The 17,990-nt window shown below is 42.3% G+C and carries 16 protein-coding genes; 7 read left to right on the top strand and 9 right to left on the bottom strand.

Annotated elements, in window-relative coordinates; all coding sequences use genetic code 11:
* Position 1 precedes the first annotated feature (1 nt).
* From ggt to G5B30_RS05225, 7 genes are read left to right on the top strand one after another with little or no spacing between them, the layout of a single operon-like run.
* Positions 2–1,723 (top strand): gamma-glutamyltransferase, encoded by a 1,722-nt coding sequence (gene ggt / locus G5B30_RS05195; RefSeq protein ID WP_240903104.1) that lies wholly within the window; start codon positions 2–4, stop codon positions 1,721–1,723.
* Positions 1,724–1,763: 40 nt separating this feature from the next.
* The gene (locus G5B30_RS05200) at positions 1,764–3,302 is read left to right on the top strand and encodes an N-acyl-D-amino-acid deacylase family protein (RefSeq protein WP_165318914.1); all 1,539 of its coding nucleotides are present in this window, start codon (positions 1,764–1,766) and stop codon (positions 3,300–3,302) included.
* Complete coding sequence (locus G5B30_RS05205) at positions 3,299–4,810, top strand: glutamate racemase (RefSeq protein ID WP_165318915.1); 1,512 nt, start codon at positions 3,299–3,301, stop codon at positions 4,808–4,810. The genes G5B30_RS05200 and G5B30_RS05205 overlap by 4 nt, the downstream gene beginning before the upstream one ends.
* Positions 4,811–4,831: 21 nt before the next feature.
* Positions 4,832–5,992, top strand: a complete 1,161-nt coding sequence (locus tag G5B30_RS05210) for a serine hydrolase domain-containing protein (RefSeq protein ID WP_165318916.1) — start codon at positions 4,832–4,834, stop codon at positions 5,990–5,992.
* A 54-nt stretch (positions 5,993–6,046) separates the two neighbouring features.
* Positions 6,047–7,210, top strand: coding sequence for a serine hydrolase domain-containing protein (locus tag G5B30_RS05215; RefSeq protein WP_240903105.1), 1,164 nt, complete (start codon positions 6,047–6,049; stop codon positions 7,208–7,210).
* A complete protein-coding gene (locus tag G5B30_RS05220; protein ID WP_165318917.1) occupies positions 7,188–8,297 on the top strand; it encodes a serine hydrolase domain-containing protein in 1,110 nt (369 codons plus the stop codon). The genes G5B30_RS05215 and G5B30_RS05220 overlap by 23 nt, the downstream gene beginning before the upstream one ends.
* Positions 8,298–8,329: 32 nt before the next feature.
* On the top strand, positions 8,330–9,901 hold the full coding sequence (locus tag G5B30_RS05225; RefSeq protein WP_240903106.1) for a dicarboxylate/amino acid:cation symporter: 1,572 nt from the start codon (positions 8,330–8,332) through the stop codon (positions 9,899–9,901).
* A 14-nt stretch (positions 9,902–9,915) separates the two neighbouring features.
* On the opposite strand, the gene G5B30_RS05230 is transcribed toward G5B30_RS05225, so the two are convergent.
* The 9 genes from G5B30_RS05230 to G5B30_RS05270 form a co-directional block, all read right to left on the bottom strand.
* Entirely contained in the window at positions 9,916–11,577 is a 1,662-nt protein-coding gene (locus tag G5B30_RS05230; protein WP_165318918.1) for a DNA polymerase/3'-5' exonuclease PolX, read from the bottom strand.
* Positions 11,578–11,588: 11 nt separating this feature from the next.
* Positions 11,589–12,881 carry an NAD(P)/FAD-dependent oxidoreductase gene (locus tag G5B30_RS05235; RefSeq protein WP_165318919.1) on the bottom strand — a complete coding sequence of 431 codons (1,293 nt, stop codon included), beginning with the start codon at positions 12,879–12,881 and terminating at the stop codon, positions 11,589–11,591.
* A gap of 109 nt (positions 12,882–12,990) precedes the next feature.
* Positions 12,991–13,323: a 2Fe-2S iron-sulfur cluster-binding protein gene (locus tag G5B30_RS05240; protein WP_165318920.1), complete on the bottom strand. Its 333-nt coding sequence runs from the start codon at positions 13,321–13,323 to the stop codon at positions 12,991–12,993.
* A gap of 10 nt (positions 13,324–13,333) precedes the next feature.
* Complete coding sequence (locus G5B30_RS05245) at positions 13,334–14,338, bottom strand: NAD(P)/FAD-dependent oxidoreductase (RefSeq protein WP_165319156.1); 1,005 nt, start codon at positions 14,336–14,338, stop codon at positions 13,334–13,336.
* A 152-nt stretch (positions 14,339–14,490) separates the two neighbouring features.
* A complete protein-coding gene (locus G5B30_RS05250; protein WP_165318921.1) occupies positions 14,491–15,018 on the bottom strand; it encodes a ferritin in 528 nt (175 codons plus the stop codon).
* 178 nt (positions 15,019–15,196) lie between these two features.
* A complete protein-coding gene (locus G5B30_RS05255; protein ID WP_165318922.1) occupies positions 15,197–15,565 on the bottom strand; it encodes a DUF6686 family protein in 369 nt (122 codons plus the stop codon).
* A gap of 140 nt (positions 15,566–15,705) precedes the next feature.
* The gene (gene hpf / locus G5B30_RS05260; protein ID WP_165318923.1) at positions 15,706–16,050 is read right to left on the bottom strand and encodes a ribosome hibernation-promoting factor, HPF/YfiA family; all 345 of its coding nucleotides are present in this window, start codon (positions 16,048–16,050) and stop codon (positions 15,706–15,708) included.
* 13 nt (positions 16,051–16,063) lie between these two features.
* On the bottom strand, positions 16,064–16,963 hold the full coding sequence (locus tag G5B30_RS05265; protein WP_317164324.1) for a tyrosine-type recombinase/integrase: 900 nt from the start codon (positions 16,961–16,963) through the stop codon (positions 16,064–16,066).
* Between the two features lie 91 nt (positions 16,964–17,054).
* Complete coding sequence (locus tag G5B30_RS05270) at positions 17,055–17,912, bottom strand: AraC family transcriptional regulator (protein ID WP_165318925.1); 858 nt, start codon at positions 17,910–17,912, stop codon at positions 17,055–17,057.
* Positions 17,913–17,990 lie beyond the last annotated feature (78 nt).

Raw genomic sequence — 17,990 nt, forward strand, 5'->3', positions numbered from 1 at the left:
CATGAACTTACAGAACAAGATGAAGCGAATTACCTTATTTTTTATCATCAGCGGTTTTTTGATATGGGGCTGCGGTCCGCAGCAACCCGTGACTATCGATGCCTACAATTATCAGATTGTCAAGCACGATACCTTCCAGCAGGCAGCGGTCTCATCGGCGCATCCGTTGGCCAGTGAGGTGGGAAGACTGATATTGGAACAGGGGGGGACAGCAATGGATGCGGCTATCGCGGTGCAATATGCGCTGGCTGTTGTCTATCCGAATGCTGGAAATATCGGTGGTGGTGGCTTTATGGTTGTCCATACGAAAGAGGGACAGTCTTATACAATAGATTACAGAGAAAAGGCGCCGGGTTTGGCCCATCGGGATATGTATCTGGATTCATTGGGAAATGCAGATCTGACCCAGAGCCAGAATGGGCATTTGGCGGCGGGTGTACCGGGATCGGTAGCCGGCATGGAGCTGGCCTATAACAAATTTGGTACGATGGATTTCAAGAAACTGATTCAACCGGCTATTGATTTGGCAGAAAAAGGGTTTGCAATTACCGAAGGTGAGGCCAATGGGCTGAATAGAACTAAAGATGACTTTGTAAGATACAATACGCAGATACCTGCGTTTGTCAAAGATCAGCCGTGGAAAGCGAACGATACCTTAATACAGACAGATTTGGCGAATACCTTAAAGCGCATACAACAAAACGGCGCCAAAGGGTTTTATGAGGGAGAAACAGCGCGTCTTATCGTCGAAGAAATGAAAAGAGGCGGCGGTATTATTTCTGAACAGGATCTGAAAGGATATGTCGCACAGGAGCGTGCTCCAATTGTATTCGATTATAAAGGTTACGAGATTATCACGATGGGCTTACCATCGAGTGGGGGACTGGTTCTTCAGCAGATGATGGAAATGATTAAACCTTATCCCATTGCACAATATGGTTTTCAAAGTAAAGAGGCTATTAATCTCATGGTAGAGGTTGAGCGTAGAGCCTATGCAGACCGGACAGAATATATGGGTGATCCCGATTTTGTGGATGTACCTGTAGCCGAATTGATAGATACTAACTATATACGGTCAAGGATGCTTGACTTTGTACCGTTGCAACCTTCGAAGAGCGAAGATATAAAAGCGGGTTTAGTCAAAGAGAAAGAAGAGACTACGCATTTTTCGATCATCGACAAGGATGGGAATATGGTATCACTGACAACGACAATCAATGGTGCGTATGGTAGCCGGGTAGTTGTAGGCGGGGCTGGCTTTATCTTGAATAACGAGATGGACGACTTCAGTGCTAAACCGGGAGTACCCAATAAGTTTGGCTTGTTAGGCACGGAAGCAAATTCGATAGCACCGGGAAAACGTATGTTGAGTGCGATGTCGCCTACGATTGTGAAAAAAGACGGAAAGCCGTATGCAGTAGTCGGTACGCCGGGCGGCTCGACAATCATTACATCCGTATTTCAAACCTTGTTGAACCTTTTGGAATTCGATATGTCAGCTTTTGATGCGGTCAATAAACCTAAATTTCACCATCAGTGGAAGCCAGATGTTATTTATATAGAAAAGAATTTCGATCCACAGACAAGGAAAGATGTGGAAACATTAGGATACATCTTCGAAGAGCGACGGAATATCGGACGGACGGAGGTATTGTTGATCCGCAATGGTGTTATTGAAGCGGTGGGCGACTGGCGTGGAGATGATAGTGTAGCCGGGATGTGATAGGGAATTAGGAATTACAGATTACAAATTACGAATTGGAATGAAGAGTGTTATTTTAGGGTTGGCTTTGCTTTATTCGGGTACATTAGCCGCTCAACAAAAAGTTTTCGATTATTTCATTAAGAATGCGACTGTGTATGATGGTACCGGTGCTCCCGGTGCTAAGCTGAATATAGGGATACAGCAGGATAAGATTGCGTATGTCGGTACGGATACGTTGGTGAAGGCTACGCATATCATCGATGGTGCAGGATACGTGCTGTCTCCCGGGTTTATCGATCCGCATACCCATGCCGATCGCTGGCTGAAGGCTAAGGATACGAACTATCTTTATCCCTGGATCGCACAAGGAGTCACGACGGTGTTTGTGGGCAGTGATGGTTTCGGAACCTACCGGATTGCTGACGAGTTCGCGACGTTTGAAGAAAAAGGCATGGGCGCTAATGTAGCTGCTTTTGTGGGCTTTGGTTCAGTGAGAACCCATGTCTTGGGACGTGATGTCGTGCAACCGGGTAAGGTGGATCTTGTAGAGATGAAGCTCTTAGTGGAGCAGGGAATGCAGGAGGGGGCCTTGGGACTGTCTACGGGTTTACTTTATGTACCGCAAATATGGTCTAAGACGCCCGAGATCGTCGAGCTATCCAAGGTCGCTGCGAAATATGGAGGGATATACGATACACATATGCGATCGGAGACGGGGAATATTATCAATAGCGTCAATGAGGTTATTACAATTGGTAAGGAAGCCGGATTGCCGGTACATATATCACATATCAAAGTCAGCGGGCCCAGTAATTGGGGACGGTCTACAGAAGTGATAGCCCTGATCAATAAGGTGAGGACAGAGGGGCTGGATATCACCGCGAATCAATACCCGTTCGTAGCTTCGTTGACGGGTCTGAAAAATGGTTTAATGCCCAAATGGGCCTTGGCCGGGGGGAATACTAAGATGGTGGAGCGTCTAAATGATCCTGAGGACTTGAAGAAGATAAAGGCTTTTTTAAAAGATAGAACAGACGAACAGAATAAGCGCGTGGTGGTGTCGTCGTTGGATAAGTCGGTGCAACATCTGAATGGTAAGTCGTTGTACGATTTATGCCAAGAATGGCAGATGCCGATAGAAGATGTAGCCGTCAAGTTGTTGAAGGAACATCCAGGAGTCAGTGGGATGAGTTTTACGATGGATGAGCAGGATATCATCAATTTTTCTAAGCAACCATGGGTCATGACCGGATCGGATGGAGGAGGTTTTCACCCACGTACATATGCCACTTTTACCCAGATTGTAGAAAATTTCTGTATGGCTAAAGAGGTGTTTCCTTTAGAGTGGGCCATCCATCGGGCTACAGGGATGACGGCTAAGAAGTTTAAGCTTCCCAATCGTGGAGAGATCAAAGAAGGGTATTATGCCGATGTGATCCTGTTCAAGCCGGAAGAGGTCAAGGCCAACTCAGACTTTGTTAACATCGACAGACTTTCTGAAGGTATGCGTTACGTATTTGTCAACGGTAAACCCGTAATTGAAGAGAAGAGTTTTACAAAAGAATTACCAGGAAAAACGATAAAAAAAGGACAATGAGAAAGTTAAATTTTGCTTTTTTGGCGTTGTTGTCAGGCAGTATGGTCTCTTGTTTCCAACAGAAAGAAGAGAAGAAAGAAACTGCACTGTTGCCAATAGAAGAAGCTATCTTAAGGGATAGCTCCAGTTTTTATTTCATAGACTTTGGGCAATACCCGACGTCGCTCAAAGAATTGCCGATAGGTGTATTTGATTCAGGTACAGGAGGGCTGACTGTATTGGATGCTATTGTACGGTTTGATGAATACAATAATGCCGACAAACATGCGGGAGCCGATGGTGTTGTCGATTTCCGGCAAGAGGATTTTATCTATCTGGCCGATCAAGCGAATATGCCTTATGGCAATTACGATGCGACGAATAAAACAGATTTGCTACAAGAGCATATTATCAAGGATTTTCAGTTTTTATTTGGTGATAAATATTACACTTCGGCCGATGCAGAGACATGGACCACTAAAAAACCGGTGAAAGCTATCGTAGTGGCCTGTAATACAGCGACCGCCTATGGATATAAGGAGGCTGTGGAATTTGTAAAGAAGGCTGGAGTGGATGTGCCGATTATCGGCGTAATCAATGCTGCTGTGCGGGGTACGTTGAGCCAGTTTGATAAAAAAGACAACGGGTCAATCGGCGTTTTTGCTACGGTAGGGACGATAGCGTCAGAGGGTTACGAGCGTACCATTCGGGAGGCCATGAAAGAACAGGGGTATACAGGCAATCTTCAGATCGTCAATCAAGGGGGACACGGTCTAGCTGAGGCAGTCGATGGCGAAGCGGATTATATCAATAGAAAAATAGACGAGCCTCGTGATTCGTACCGAGGACCTGCATTGGATAACGACAAATATAAGATTGAGAAAGAATTTTTATCGGCATACAACTTTAATTTTGAGGGCAATCAGATGTTGTGTGATACGAAGAATGCGGATGATTGCAACATCCTACAGATTAATTCCCCTGAGAACTATGTGCGGTATCATTTGGTATCTATGATGAACAATCTGCGGAGCATGGACAACCCGCAACCCTTGAAAGCCCTTATTTTAGGTTGTACGCACTATCCGTATATGATTAAGGAGATTAATCTGGTCCTGCATGAGCTTCGCGATTTTCAGGATAAGAATAAAGCGTATCCATACCGGGATCTGATTAGCGATGAGGTGCATATAATTGATCCTTCGATCTATGTAGCACGTGAGTTGTTTGACGTCCTGAAAGAACGTCAATTGTTCAATAATAATGGCGATATGCTGGCCAATAGTGAGTTTTTTATCTCTGTACCGAATACCTCGAATAAAAATGTACAGTTGGATAGTATGGGTCGTTTTACCTACGATTATAAATATGGACGGAATGCAGGAGAAATACAGGAGTATGTAAAATCGGTGCCTTTTGACAATCAGAATATACCGAAGGAAACGTTGGATAGGTTTAGACAGGTAATTCCAGAAACGTTTACGCTGATACGTAATTTTAGTCAGCATCAGGCGAATAGTATAAAATAGTTCATCACTTTGAAGAATAAAATGAATCAACTTAAAAAAGTGTATTTCATCGCCCTTTGTTTCTGCATATTGTACAGTATACCTACCGTTGCACAGACCGATAAGGATAAGTTGGAACAGGACTTGAAATTTATATTAAATAGTTATGAAGCGGTCGGAATGTCTATCGTGGTCGTTAAGGATAACCAACTGATTTATCAACAATCGCTCGGCTATAGTGATCTTGAAAATGAAGTACCCCTTAAAACCGATAATCTATTTCGTATTGCTTCCATTTCAAAGTCTTTTACTGCGACCGCTTTATTGCAGCTCGTGGAGCAAGGGAGAATCAGCCTTCAGGATAATGTCAGTGATCTCATTGGTTTTCCTGTGGTCAACCCAAAATATCCCGATAAGGTCATCACATTAGAGATGTTGCTTTCACACAGGACGAGTATCAATGATTCACAGAAATATAATACATTGGACATCATCAATCCGGCAAAAAATCCAAAGTATGCCAAGAGTTATGGTGACTATGCTCCGGGTACCAAGTATAGATATACGAATATGGGGTACAATCTTGCAGGTGCTATTTTAGAGAAATTGCACGGTAAGAGATTTGATGTTGTCATCCACGAGCAGATATTGAAACCATTGGGTATGAAGGCTGGTTTTAATGTGGACTCTTTGGATAAATCGAAGTTTGCTTCCATTTATATTTACAAAAAAGGATCCCAAAGCTTTATCAAATCTCAGGCGTCATACCGTAGTACCAATCTGAAGGATTATAGGATTGGCTACGATGCGGCCCGCTTTTCTCCGACGGGAGGGTTGAAGGTTTCGGCTCTGGATCTGGCAAAGTATATGCAGATGCACATGAACTATGGTGTATACGATGGACATCGGGTATTATCCGACTCATTGGCGCATCTCATGCAGCAGCCTTTTTCGAAAATGAGCGGTATTGCAGATTACGGTCTAGGTTTGTTAAGTACAAAGGGTATTATCACCGAAGAGAAAATGGTGGGGCATACGGGGGCTGTGCCTGGGCTGCGTAGTGCTATGTATTTCGAACCGCAGAAGAAATTTGGCTTTATAGTCGTGACTAATGGTACCAATCCAGCTTTCGAGTTAGATGGCTATCCGTCGCTGTTGAACGAAACGATCCGTTTATTGTATTCGCATTTTATAAAACAATAGACTTAAGCGGTTCATGCATCGCATTATTTTATAGACAATTTAAAGATAAACACTATGAATAAATTTAAAATGTGCATCACGCTACTATGCGCTTTACCTTGGTTATATCATATGCCTGTGTCGGCACAATCAAATCAAGAGGAATTAGAAGATGAATTGAAAATGATCATGGCGGAGAATAACGGAATCGGTATGGCAGTAGTCGTGGTCAAAGACAATAAATTAGTGTACAACAAATCGTTGGGATATAGCGATCTCGAAAAAAAGACACCGCTGAAAGATGATAATATTTTTCGTATTGCGTCGATTTCCAAATCTTTTACAACTTCTTGCTTGCTTAAACTGGTAGAAAAAGGCGAGATTAGCCTGCAGGATAACGTCAGTGACCTTATTGGTTTTCCGGTCGTAAATCCTAATTTTCCCGATAAGGTCATTACCTTAGAAATGTTGCTTTCACATACGTCCAGTATGAACGATTCGCAAAGATATAGCAGCTTGGATATCATCAATCCAGCCAAAAATCCAACTTATGCAAAGAGTTACAGCGACTATCCTCCAGGTGCGAAGCATGTGTATTGTAACATGGGATACAATCTGGCGGGTGCTATTTTGGAGAAGCTACACGGAAAAAGATTCGATGTGGTGATCCGGGAGCAGATTTTGACCCCCTTGGGTATTCAAAATGCTGGGTTCAACATAGATTCATTAGATCATTCGAAATTCGCTTCCTTGTATGTATTCAACTCGAAAACCCAAGATTTCACAAAATCGACTAGAGCTTATCTCAGGTTGGATACCAAAGATTATGTGATCGGTTATTCCGGCGCACGTTTTTCGCCAACAGGAGGTATGAAGATATCAGCTCTGGATCTGGCAACATATATGCAGATGCATATGAACTATGGTATATATCAGGGACATCGGATCGTACCTGAACTTGCATCGTGCTTGATGCAGAAGCCTTTTGCGAAGGTAAGCGACACTCGTGATTATGGCTTAGCGATACGTATTGCGAGGGATTTGATCGCGGGGGAAACGATGATAGGCCATACAGGGTCGGCATCGGGCTTGCGTAGTGCTATGTTTTTTGAACCGCATAAAAAGTTTGGCTTTGTTGTAATCATCACCGGGATGGATCATACCATGCAGATAGATGGTTATGTAGCCTTGCAAAAACAAGCGATAAATACGTTATATGACCATTTTATACAGAAGTAAGAGTTTGCTTTTTGTATTGCTGTTTGTCTGTATCGGGCATGTTGCAGCAGCTGGGGTAGGAGTTCTTTCTAAAAAAGATTCCATAATCACCTATGAAAAGCTTCATGACATTGCTCAATCACAAACACCCGCCATCCAGATTGCTTATCTGAATGGTGGGAAAATTGAATATTACAATTACGGCTACAAGGATATTGGAACAAAAGAACCTATCGATAGCCAAACTGTCTTCCAGGCAGCATCCTTGAGCAAGATCGTGGCTACCTATGCGTTTTTGATATTGGCAGATAAAGGTATTCTGGATTTGGATAAGCCACTTTGGGAATATTATGAATATGATCGCTTAAAAAAGGACCGTTACCGGAAAATAATAACCGCCAGACATGTATTGACGCATCAAAGTGGATTGGTGAATTGGGAGGCCTCTGCAGGCAGTAAGGCTTGGCAGGAGAGTATGCTGAAGACCCGCTTCAAGCCGGGGACAGATTATAGGTATTCGGGAGAAGCTTATTATTACCTACAGCTGGTAGCGGAGCGGCTCACAGGCAAAACGTTGGACGAAATCTGTACCGAGTATATCTTCAAACCTTTTGGTATGGAAAAATCACGGTTTACGTTCGCAGATGAGTTGGAAACGAATATCGCTATTGGCCACAAAAGTATGGTGTCGGCTAATAAAGTGCATAAGTTCAAAAAAGGTAACGCTGCTTATACGTTATATACGACGGCGGATGAATACCTTAAATTTGTGATAGAAGGTGTCTTGAACGGAAAGGGGCTATCAAAAGCGATGCATGAAAAGTTTCTGACACCTCAAGTCACTACGGCAGCAAAAGGTGAGGAGAAAGAAAAAGACGACTATGTGAAGTGTTGTTTTGGTATTCGGAGCCAGAAAAATGAGGCAGGTATCTCATATTGGCATACAGGCTCCAACGGAGCGGGATTTCAATGTGTATTTTTGGTATATCCCGATACAAAAAAAGCAATTACCATTTTTACCAACTCGAATAAAGGTAGAAACGTAAACCTACCGCTATTTAAAGCTTTTTTTGGAAAAGATCAGACCTATTGGTTAACGAGAAGATAGTATTGTAAAATGCGACTTTTAATTTAATTACAATGGACAGAAGTAGATGGATGTTTTATTGCGCGCTTTCTTTGGTGGCGGTTGCTGTCATTTTTCATATATTTTCTTATGTTAATGCAGCCCCGCCGGGAACGGCAGACGATTGGAAGGTAGGTTTTGTTTCATTGTATACATTGGGAGCTGGTGGTCTGCTGCTTTATTTTCTTCCAAAACGAGGTTCTGTATCTGTTTTTACGATAGGAGCATTTCTTTTTCTTACATTTCAAGCCTTTAAGCTGCTCAATAGCTATTTTGAATGGGGTATTTTCATTGCTCCGGGTATTGGTGTGTTTTTTTATCTGATACGCTGGCTGCTGTTGGGTATGGTCATTCATTATGGTTTTATAAAAAAGACACTGACGTTTTGGATTTTGGCATCACTGTTCGTTGGGGTCTCCATTGGTCATGATTTCCCGATGTTTGGGCAAGATTTACGTCTCTTGAGCCAGATATTTCTGAAATTAATCAAAGTCATCATTGGTCCGCTTTTGTTTGCCACTCTGGTATATGGTATTGCCGGTCACTCGGATATACGGCAGGTGGGCCGGATGGGATGGAAATCGCTCTTATATTTTGAGATCGTGACCTCCTTTGCTTTATTTATCGGGCTGGCTGCTATTAATATCAGTAAGGCAGGAGTCGGCGTGAAGCCTTCTGAGGTTTTAAATCAAGAAATCCCTGTCGTGGAATCAAAAACGGCGAGCGATATTATTTTGCATGTATTTCCAGAAAGCATCGTCAAGTCCATGGCTGAAGGTGATGTGTTACAAATCGTGATCTTCAGTGTGCTTTTTGGTATCGCTCTTATTATGGTGCCCGTAGCGACGCGAAAGCTGCTGATCGATTTTACCGAAAGTCTTTCGGTCACGATGTTTAAGTTTACCAATATGATCATGTATTTTGCCCCCGTAGGTGTGGGGGCAGCAATGGCTTATACAGTAGGTCATATGGGGCTAGGGGTGCTATTTAATCTCTTTGAGTTATTGATTACACTATATATCGCGTTGATCGCATTTTTATTACTGGTCTTGTTGCCGATCGCTTGGATTATAAAATTGCCGATTAAAAAATTCATCAAAGCGGTGTCTGAACCTGTATCCATTGCCTTTGCCACAACGAGTTCAGAAGCAGCGCTTCCACGCGCTATGGAGGCTATGGTCAGCATAGGCGTGCCGAGGAAGATTGTGGCGTTTGTGATGCCAACGGGATACAGTTTCAATTTAGATGGTACGACGTTGTACCTGTCGCTTGCATCTGTCTTTGTGGCCCAGGCGGCAGGTATCCATTTCTCTTTTGGACATCAATTGGTCATTGTGTTTACTTTAATGTTGACCAGTAAGGGGGTCGCCGGTGTACCTCGGGCGTCTTTAGTGATTTTGCTAGGTACAGCAGCTTCTTTTGGATTGCCTACATGGCCCATCTTTATTATACTTGGCATCGATGAGTTGATGGATATGGCCCGGACCTCCGTGAATGTCATCGGAAATTGTTTAGCATCAGTGGTCATTGCCAAATGGGAAGGTGAATTTAATCCGGACGTTGAGCAGAAAATAGACGAAGTATAGGTGAATTATCCCTGTTATCTGGCATTAAAGTAGTCGGTTATTTCCTTCAATGAAAGGGCGTTCAGACATTTCTCTTTTGTCAACCCTCCTTTTCTTCCCACAAAAACGCCATAGTGCATATCCAGGAAGCCTTCTGTACGGTGAGCATCCGGATTGATGGACAATATTACTCCTTTTTCTAAAGCATATCTGTGCCAACGCCAGTCTAAGTCCAGACGCAAAGGATTGGCATTGATCTCAATCACGACATTATTGGCGGCACAGGCATCGATTATCCGTTTAAAATCCAAGGGATAGCCGCTTCTGGACAGGAGAAGTCGCCCTGTCGGATGCCCTAAAATGGTTGTATAGGGATTTTCGATAGCTTTCAATAGACGTGCTGTGGCGCGCTCTTCGTCCATTTTGAGATTGCTGTGTACCGAAGCGACGACAAAGTCGAATTGCTTTAATATTTCCTCCGGGTAATCCAGTGATCCGTCGGAGAGAATGTCACTCTCTATGCCTTTGAATATCTTAAAAGGAGCCATCTGTTGGTTCAGCAGATCAATTTCAGCCCATTGTTGTTCCAGACGATCAACGGTTAAGCCATTGGCATAAACAGCGGTCCGGGAATGATCGCATATTCCTAAATATTCCAACTGCAGATCTTCCTGACAATACCGGGCCATTTCCGCCAAGCTATGTACGCCGTCCGAATAGGTGGAATGGTTATGCAGTGTACCTTTCAGGTCACTAAAAGTGATAAGAGAAGGTAATCGATTGCTTTTTGCCAGATCGACTTCATTCAGACCTTCACGGAGTTCCGGCTCGATGTAGGGCAGCCCCAAGGCTTGAAAAATAGCTTGCTCTGTGTCCCCTAACGGGATAGGGCTTTGAATATCTTGTAACAGTCGAAGATGATCTTCGCTGCCTGTGGTCAACAGTAAGTCTGAAGCAAAACGATCTGTAGTCGTACTGTAAATGATGAAAGGGGTGTTGTTTTCATCGCGGAAAGCTATGGTACTCTCCGTAATCTCTACATTCAACTCCTTGTTTAGACGTTGGACAGCTTCCGAAAGCTCGGATATTGAGACGGCACATATCATCTCCACATGTGTCAGGATCTCGCATTTGCGCCTGAAAGCACCGGTATAGGAGATAAGACATCCGGGGAGGCTATGCATAAGATGGTTAAAGACAACCTCGGCAGCAGGCCAGAGTTTAGCATACAGAAACCACCCTTGGTTAGCCATGGTAAATTCAATGGCCTTCTTGATCTCTTCCTGTGTTTTCAGACCAAAGCCTTTTGCCTCGATCAAACGGTTTTCATTACAGGCATAATAGAGCTCGCCTACCGTTTCGATCTGAAGATGATGCCAGATAATCTGAATTTTTTTTGGTCCCAGCCCTTTAATATGGAGCATTTCCAATATTCCTGCCGGCGTCTTGAGCAGCAGTTCATCCAATTCTGCAAAAGATCCGGTACTGACAACTTGTTTAATTTTTTCTGCCGTGCTTTTTCCGATACCCGGTTGGCTACTGAGTTGTTCCAAACTCGCGTCCGCCACTGAAAAAGGTAGTTTGTCGATTTTGAACGATGCACCGGCCATGGCTTTGGTGCGGAATGGATTTGCGTTATGCAACTCCATCAATTGACTGCAAAGTCTAAAGGTGCGTGCTACCGTTTTATTGTCCATACCGGGCGGGTTTATTTGACAGGTTGTGGTCGGTTATATTTGTTGATAATAAGACGTATTCCCGAGTTTTTTGTCAGGAACTTAATCGTCCAGTTGACAAAAGTCACGACTTTATTTCGGAACCCGAAGATGGATACCAGGTGGACAAACATCCATGTCAACCAGGCAATGAATCCTTTCATATGGAATTTGCCCATATCGACTACCGCACGGTTACGGCCGATAGTAGCCATAGATCCTTTGTCGAAATATGTAAAATCCTCCTCGGTGGGTTTGTCATTTATGCTGTTCATAATATGCTGTGCAACATATCGACCTTGTTGCTGAGCAACAGGCGCAACACCCGGCAATCCACGGGGAGTGCCTTCGGTAATATAAGCGGAGACATCACCGATCGCGTATACACCTTCCATACCTTCGACCTGACACTGCCCGTTGGTACGTATCCGGTTTCCACGTTCTACGCGCTCCGATTCGATGCCGTCTGGAAACTGCCCTTTGACACCTGCTCCCCATATGACGGTTTTTGTAGGAATACTTTGCCCATTATTGAACGAAATGGTGTTGCCGTCGTATCCCGTAACCTGCGTATTTAATAGTGTTTTCACCCCCAGTTCTTTCAGATAGCGCTGTGCATCACGTGATGACTTTTCTGAAAGCGCGCCGAGTATTTTGTCTGTACCTTCTATGAGGTATACATTCATTTCATGCTCGGTCAGTTCGGGGTAATCCTTTTTAAGCATGTGGAGTTGAATTTCCGCAATAGCTCCAGAAAGCTCCACACCCGTGGGTCCGCCGCCTACAATAACAAAATTCAGATAACGTTCCCTGTCCGCTATATTCTTGCGTAATACAGCTTCTTCAAGATTTTGTAAGACATAGCTACGGATATTCAGCGCCTCTTTGACACTTTTCATCGGTAGGGCATATTTTTCCACTTCTTCATTTCCGAAGAAATTGGTCGTTGCTCCCGTGGCGATGACCAGATAATCATAATCAAATGTTCCGATCGAAGTGATGACTTCTTTATTTTCGCGATCGATACGCTGCACTTCCGCTAAGCGGAACTTAAAATTCATTTGGGATTTAAACATTTTACGGATAGGGAAGGAGATCGAGTCTTCTGCGAGCGTACCGGTAGCAACCTGATACATTAAAGGTTGAAAGGTGTGGAAGTTGTTCCGATCGATAAGCAATACCTCTACATCTTTATCCTTTAATTTCCGTGCTACTTCAACCCCTCCAAAACCGCCACCGATAATGATGATACGAGGAAAAGAACGCTCTGAACGATTCAACAACATATCTCGCTTGTTTAAATGTTTAAATATCCTGCAAACTTAGATAAAAATGCCTTAATATTCACAATTTCCCGGCCAAAAATTGATCTTAATAGTGTAAATAATACACACTTTATTGCAATGCACCCTTTATTTTTAAAGACAGTCCCTCATTCTCGTTTGTTAGTCGCAACTGACAGGATAATCTGCTGTTTGCATCTGCATCGGGCAAAGTATCCAGCATATCCAATTCCTGATCTTCTGCAGGAGCCAGATTTTCACTACCCGTTTTAATCTCAACATGACAGGTCGCGCATAAGGCCATTCCACCACAGGTCGCTAATATTTCATAATCTGCTGCACGAAGTACCTCCATCAAGCTTAGATTGACGTCTGTCGGAACAGCAAGTGTCCGAATCATCCCATCTCTATCCTCAATATTGATTTCAATGATATTATCTTCCATGGTTCTCACATTAAAAAGCATGTACGCCGTTTACCGTAGTGTATTTAAAGCTCAGTTTTTGTTCGGGATATACATATTTAAAAGCACTCTGTGCCATCAAAGTAGCTTCATGATATCCACATAAGATAAGTTTGAGCTTACCCGGATACGTATTAATATCGCCGATTGCATATATACGCTCTACATTGGTCGAATAATCGAAAGTATGGACTTCAATCGCATTTTTATCTAGGTTTAACCCCCAATCGGCTATAGGGCCTAATTTTGGTGTCAGGCCATAGAGCGGAATGAGGTGATCCGCTGCTATTGTCACTTCTTCTTTATTTTTGTTGGATAATTTGACTTGAGCCAGCACGCCATTCCCTTCGATATCCAGCAAGTTATGGGAAAGTAAAAGATCTATTTTACCACTTTGTGCCAAGGCGAAGATCTTATCCGCCGAATCAGGTGCTCCTCTAAAACTATCGTTACGGTGAACCAACGTCACTCTCTGCGCAATGTCGCTTAAATATATGGCCCAATCCAATGCCGAATCGCCACCGCCGGCAATAACCAGCTTTTTATTCCGATAGGTTTCGGGATTTTTGACCATATAATCCACACCTTTTCTTTCATATTTCGTAATATTTGGCAGTTCGGGCTTACGCGGTTCAAAGCAGCCTAATCCGCCCGCGATAACAACGACTTGGCAATGTACCGCTGTCCCGTCCGAGGTGTCGACAATAAAAGATCCGTCTGCTTGTCTGTCTAGCCGCTCTACACGCTCACCCAACGTAAAAGTCGGGGCAAATGGCTTGATCTGCTCCATTTGATTGTCAATGAGTTCTTGTGCTTTCACGATGGGGTAACCCGGAATATCATAGATCGGCTTATGTGGGTAAATCTCGGACAGCTGTCCGCCCACCTGTGGTAAAACGTCGATTAAATGACATCTCATTTTCAAGAGACCCGCCTCAAATACGGCGAAAAGCCCTACAGGCCCTGCGCCAACAATGCATAAATCGGTTTGTATCATGTCCTTCATGTTACATTATCAAATATGGACAAGTTAGAGAAGTATACGGTAAGAAAAGTCAAAACGACGTAAAACTAAGAAGCAGAATAAAAAAAATGGGTTTGAACGATGATGTCCAAACCCATTTTTACATTAGAGAAATAATTCCGGGATTATTCCCCGTCATAGGTAACCTTTACCAAGTGTCTGTCAATTTCCCATTTACCTGTTCCTTCTTCACCGATGACATCAAAAAGTTCCAGAATTCGCCGTGCTACATATTCCTCTTCAACTTGTTCTTCCAAGAACCATTGTAAGAAGTTGAACGTCACATAGTCTTTTATTTTCGTACATTTATCGGCTATGTTGTTGAACTGCTCCGTTACAAACATTTCCTGTTGTAATGTTTGTTCGAAGACACCCCGGAACGATTCAAAATCGGTGGGTATGTTTGTTATTTCCGGAGAAATAGCCCGACCGCCTCTGTTGCTGATATAGTTAAAAATCTTTAACATATGTTGGCGCTCTTCATCGGATTGTTTTGCGAAAAAATGCGCAGCATTATCTAATCCTTGATCGTCACACCAGGCAGACATCGCCAGGTATAAAGAGGAAGAGTGTGCCTCTACTTTAATTTGCGCATTAAGTATATTTTCCATCTCTTCCGATAGAGAAGTCTTGAGTTTTAATAGATCTTTCATATTCGTCTTTCCTTTCGTATTCTTTGTGTATAATTAACAATAATTCTCCGTTATTGTTTAAACAAATATACGATCAAATCAAGAGATATGACGTGGAAAAGTACAATACAAATTCAGTCTAAATTAGATAGATTGTATGTTAACTTATTTAGAATCAGTATAATTATAAGGGAGAGGGTTAAAGGGCAGACGTGAACAGTGCACCCCGTTGCATGATCGCGTCCACCGTTCCTTTCAATTCCAATATGAATTTAGCTCCCGCGAGGATGTCACGGAGATTAAGGATGTCTTCAACAGTAAGTATGAAGCAACGTTCGGTACGGAAAGGCATAACGATTTCGAAATCTGAAGAGCGGGAAGAATCGCACAACATCTTCTCGACATCGATAGTGTCAATTCTCTTCTTGAAGCGGATAAAATCACCGACTTTAAAAGATGTCGTTGTGTTTTGAAATTCTAACCAGTAGCAATTTTTCCGACTACACTGGTAGACCGCACCAAACTCGGATTTAAATACCTCTTCAACATTCGCTAATGGACAAACCATGTTTTCTAATTTATTTCGTCTTTCTGAAACCTGTTTTATTAAAGCTGAGCAAAAATAACAGTTGTTAAGAATTAATCCAAATAAAACTTTCATAAAAAAAGCGGCATTCGCCGCTTTTTTAAAAATTTAAAAAATATGTCTTAAAATTCACTTTCTTCTGTCGCCAGCAAATCCTTATGATTGCTCACGTTAGTTCGGGTTTTTGTTTTATGTTTATTGATCTGCCGTCTTATTGATTCCACGGCGATATCTGTTGCTTCTTCAAAACTCTTCGCCTGTGCCTTGGCGAAAAGCTGGCTGCCGGGTATGTTTAATTTCAGCTCTGCGACTTTATTGGCTTCATCTTCCACGTTCTCCAACCTTAAATAACATACGCCCTCTATAATATTGTCCAGATACTGTTCGAGCTTGGCGGCTTTCCGCTTAATGAAGTCAATTAATTTTTGATCAGCATCGAATTTAATGGATTGCACAGTAATGTTCATTTTTCCTCCTTTTTTAAGCTTTTGGATGAGCTTGTTTGTAAATTGATTTTAACCGTTCTGCTGAATTGTGTGTATACACTTGGGTTGCGGCCAATCCAGCATGGCCTAACAGTTCTTTAATGGAATTCAAGTCGGCTCCATTGTCTAACAGGCTCGTCGCGAAACTATGTCTCAGAATATGAGGACTTTTCTTTTTTTGTGATGTAATCATAGACAAGTACTTACGGACGATTCGATAGATTAATACAGGATACGCTTGCTTTCCTTCTTTAGTAACGACCAAGTAGTCGGAAATGTTTTCAGGATTTTCTTGTTTTTTTAAGGATAAATAGTGTTTAAGTTCGTCGACTAAGGCTGAGTGCATCGGAACGAATCGTTCTTTGCTCCTTTTACCGAATATACGTATTTTTTTGTTATAAAAGTCAATATCCTGTTCCTTGATATGCAATAGTTCCGAAAGCCGTATGCCAGTTCCGAAAAGGAGTTCCATCACCATAAAATTCCGATAGTTTTCAAAATTATTATCCGTATTATCCCATTGCTCCAACAGTTGTGTCATCTTTTCTTTCTCAACAACCACGGGAAGCTTCTTTGGCGTTTTAAGGGCATGAACGAATTTTATGGGGTTACTCTTTACCAGATTTTCCCGTTGCAGGAATTTGTAATAAGATCGCAGTGCCGAAATAGCCCGATTGATAGAGGTCGCAGCTTTGCCTTCTTCTTTCAGAAGGGAAAAATAGTAACGCGCCAGTTTGTGATCCACCTCACGAAACTCAACCTGCTCGCGTGTCGTGAAAGTCAGGAAATCATTAATCTCTCTATCATACGCCATAATTGTATGTGCGGAACACCTTTTTTCGTGCGTAAGATAATTGATAAACCTGCTTTTATACATGCTTTTACAATTTTCCATTAAGTTATAACATAAAACTCACTTTATCTAACAAAATATCTTAAACATTGTTAAACTTCTGTCAAAGTTGGGGTTTTGTACATTAAACCTATTATGGCATATAGCTTTCTTTAAAATCTTTTGGGGTGCAGTTCTTGAAATTCTTAAAGTGACGGTAAAAATTGGAGGTGTTTTCGAAACCGCTCTCTTCAGCAATAGCCTTGACGGTGAGATCGCTGTTGATGAGCAACCGACAGGCATAGTTCAATCTTAATTCGGTTAGAAAATCAAAATAGGATTTACTGGTTGTCATTTTGAAATAGCGGCAGAATGAAGTGATGCTCAGATTACTTAATTCCGCAAGTTCTTCAATCAGGATTTTACTTTTGAAATTGCTGAATGTATACGTAAAGATTTTATTCATTCTATTCTCGTCGATCTTATTAAATTTCGTATTGCTATAGTTCGAGGAAATGATCTCATATTCGTCCGAGTGGGCAAGTATATCGAAAATGCGAAGTAAGAAAACAATTTTGTTGACGCCTTGTTCGTCTTTCATTTTCATCATGAGCTTCCTGGCCTTCTTTTTAGTCTCTCCTTTGATAAGTAAACCTTGGTTGGCAAGAGTTACCAGCCGCTGAATACTTTTAGTCTCCGGGAGCGAAAGGAAATCACGCCCCAGACATTCGGGATGGAAGTGCATGACCAAGGCTTCTACATAGTCGTTATCTTCTTCTTTGACGTTGCACTTCCAGGTGTGCGGTATATTCGATCCCAGCAAAATCAGTTCATCTTTTTCAAAATTACTGATGTTTTCCCCAATAAACCGGATACCATCGCCTTTCATGAGGTAATGCAATTCGATTTCGGGATGGTAGTGCCATATGGTTCCGAAATGAGGAAGTATATCATGTCTGATACTAAAGGTATTATCGAGCGGTTTTGGTACCTGGTGAAATTTTGGCTTCATAAACGTCTATAACTAATTATGTCACCTAATATAAATATTTCGTTATAAATATCAAAGTTATGATAAAATGTTGGATGT

Origin of the sequence: Sphingobacterium sp. SGG-5 (genome assembly GCF_011043525.1) — a bacterium.
In the GTDB taxonomy this organism is placed as follows: Bacteria; Bacteroidota; Bacteroidia; order Sphingobacteriales; family Sphingobacteriaceae; genus Sphingobacterium.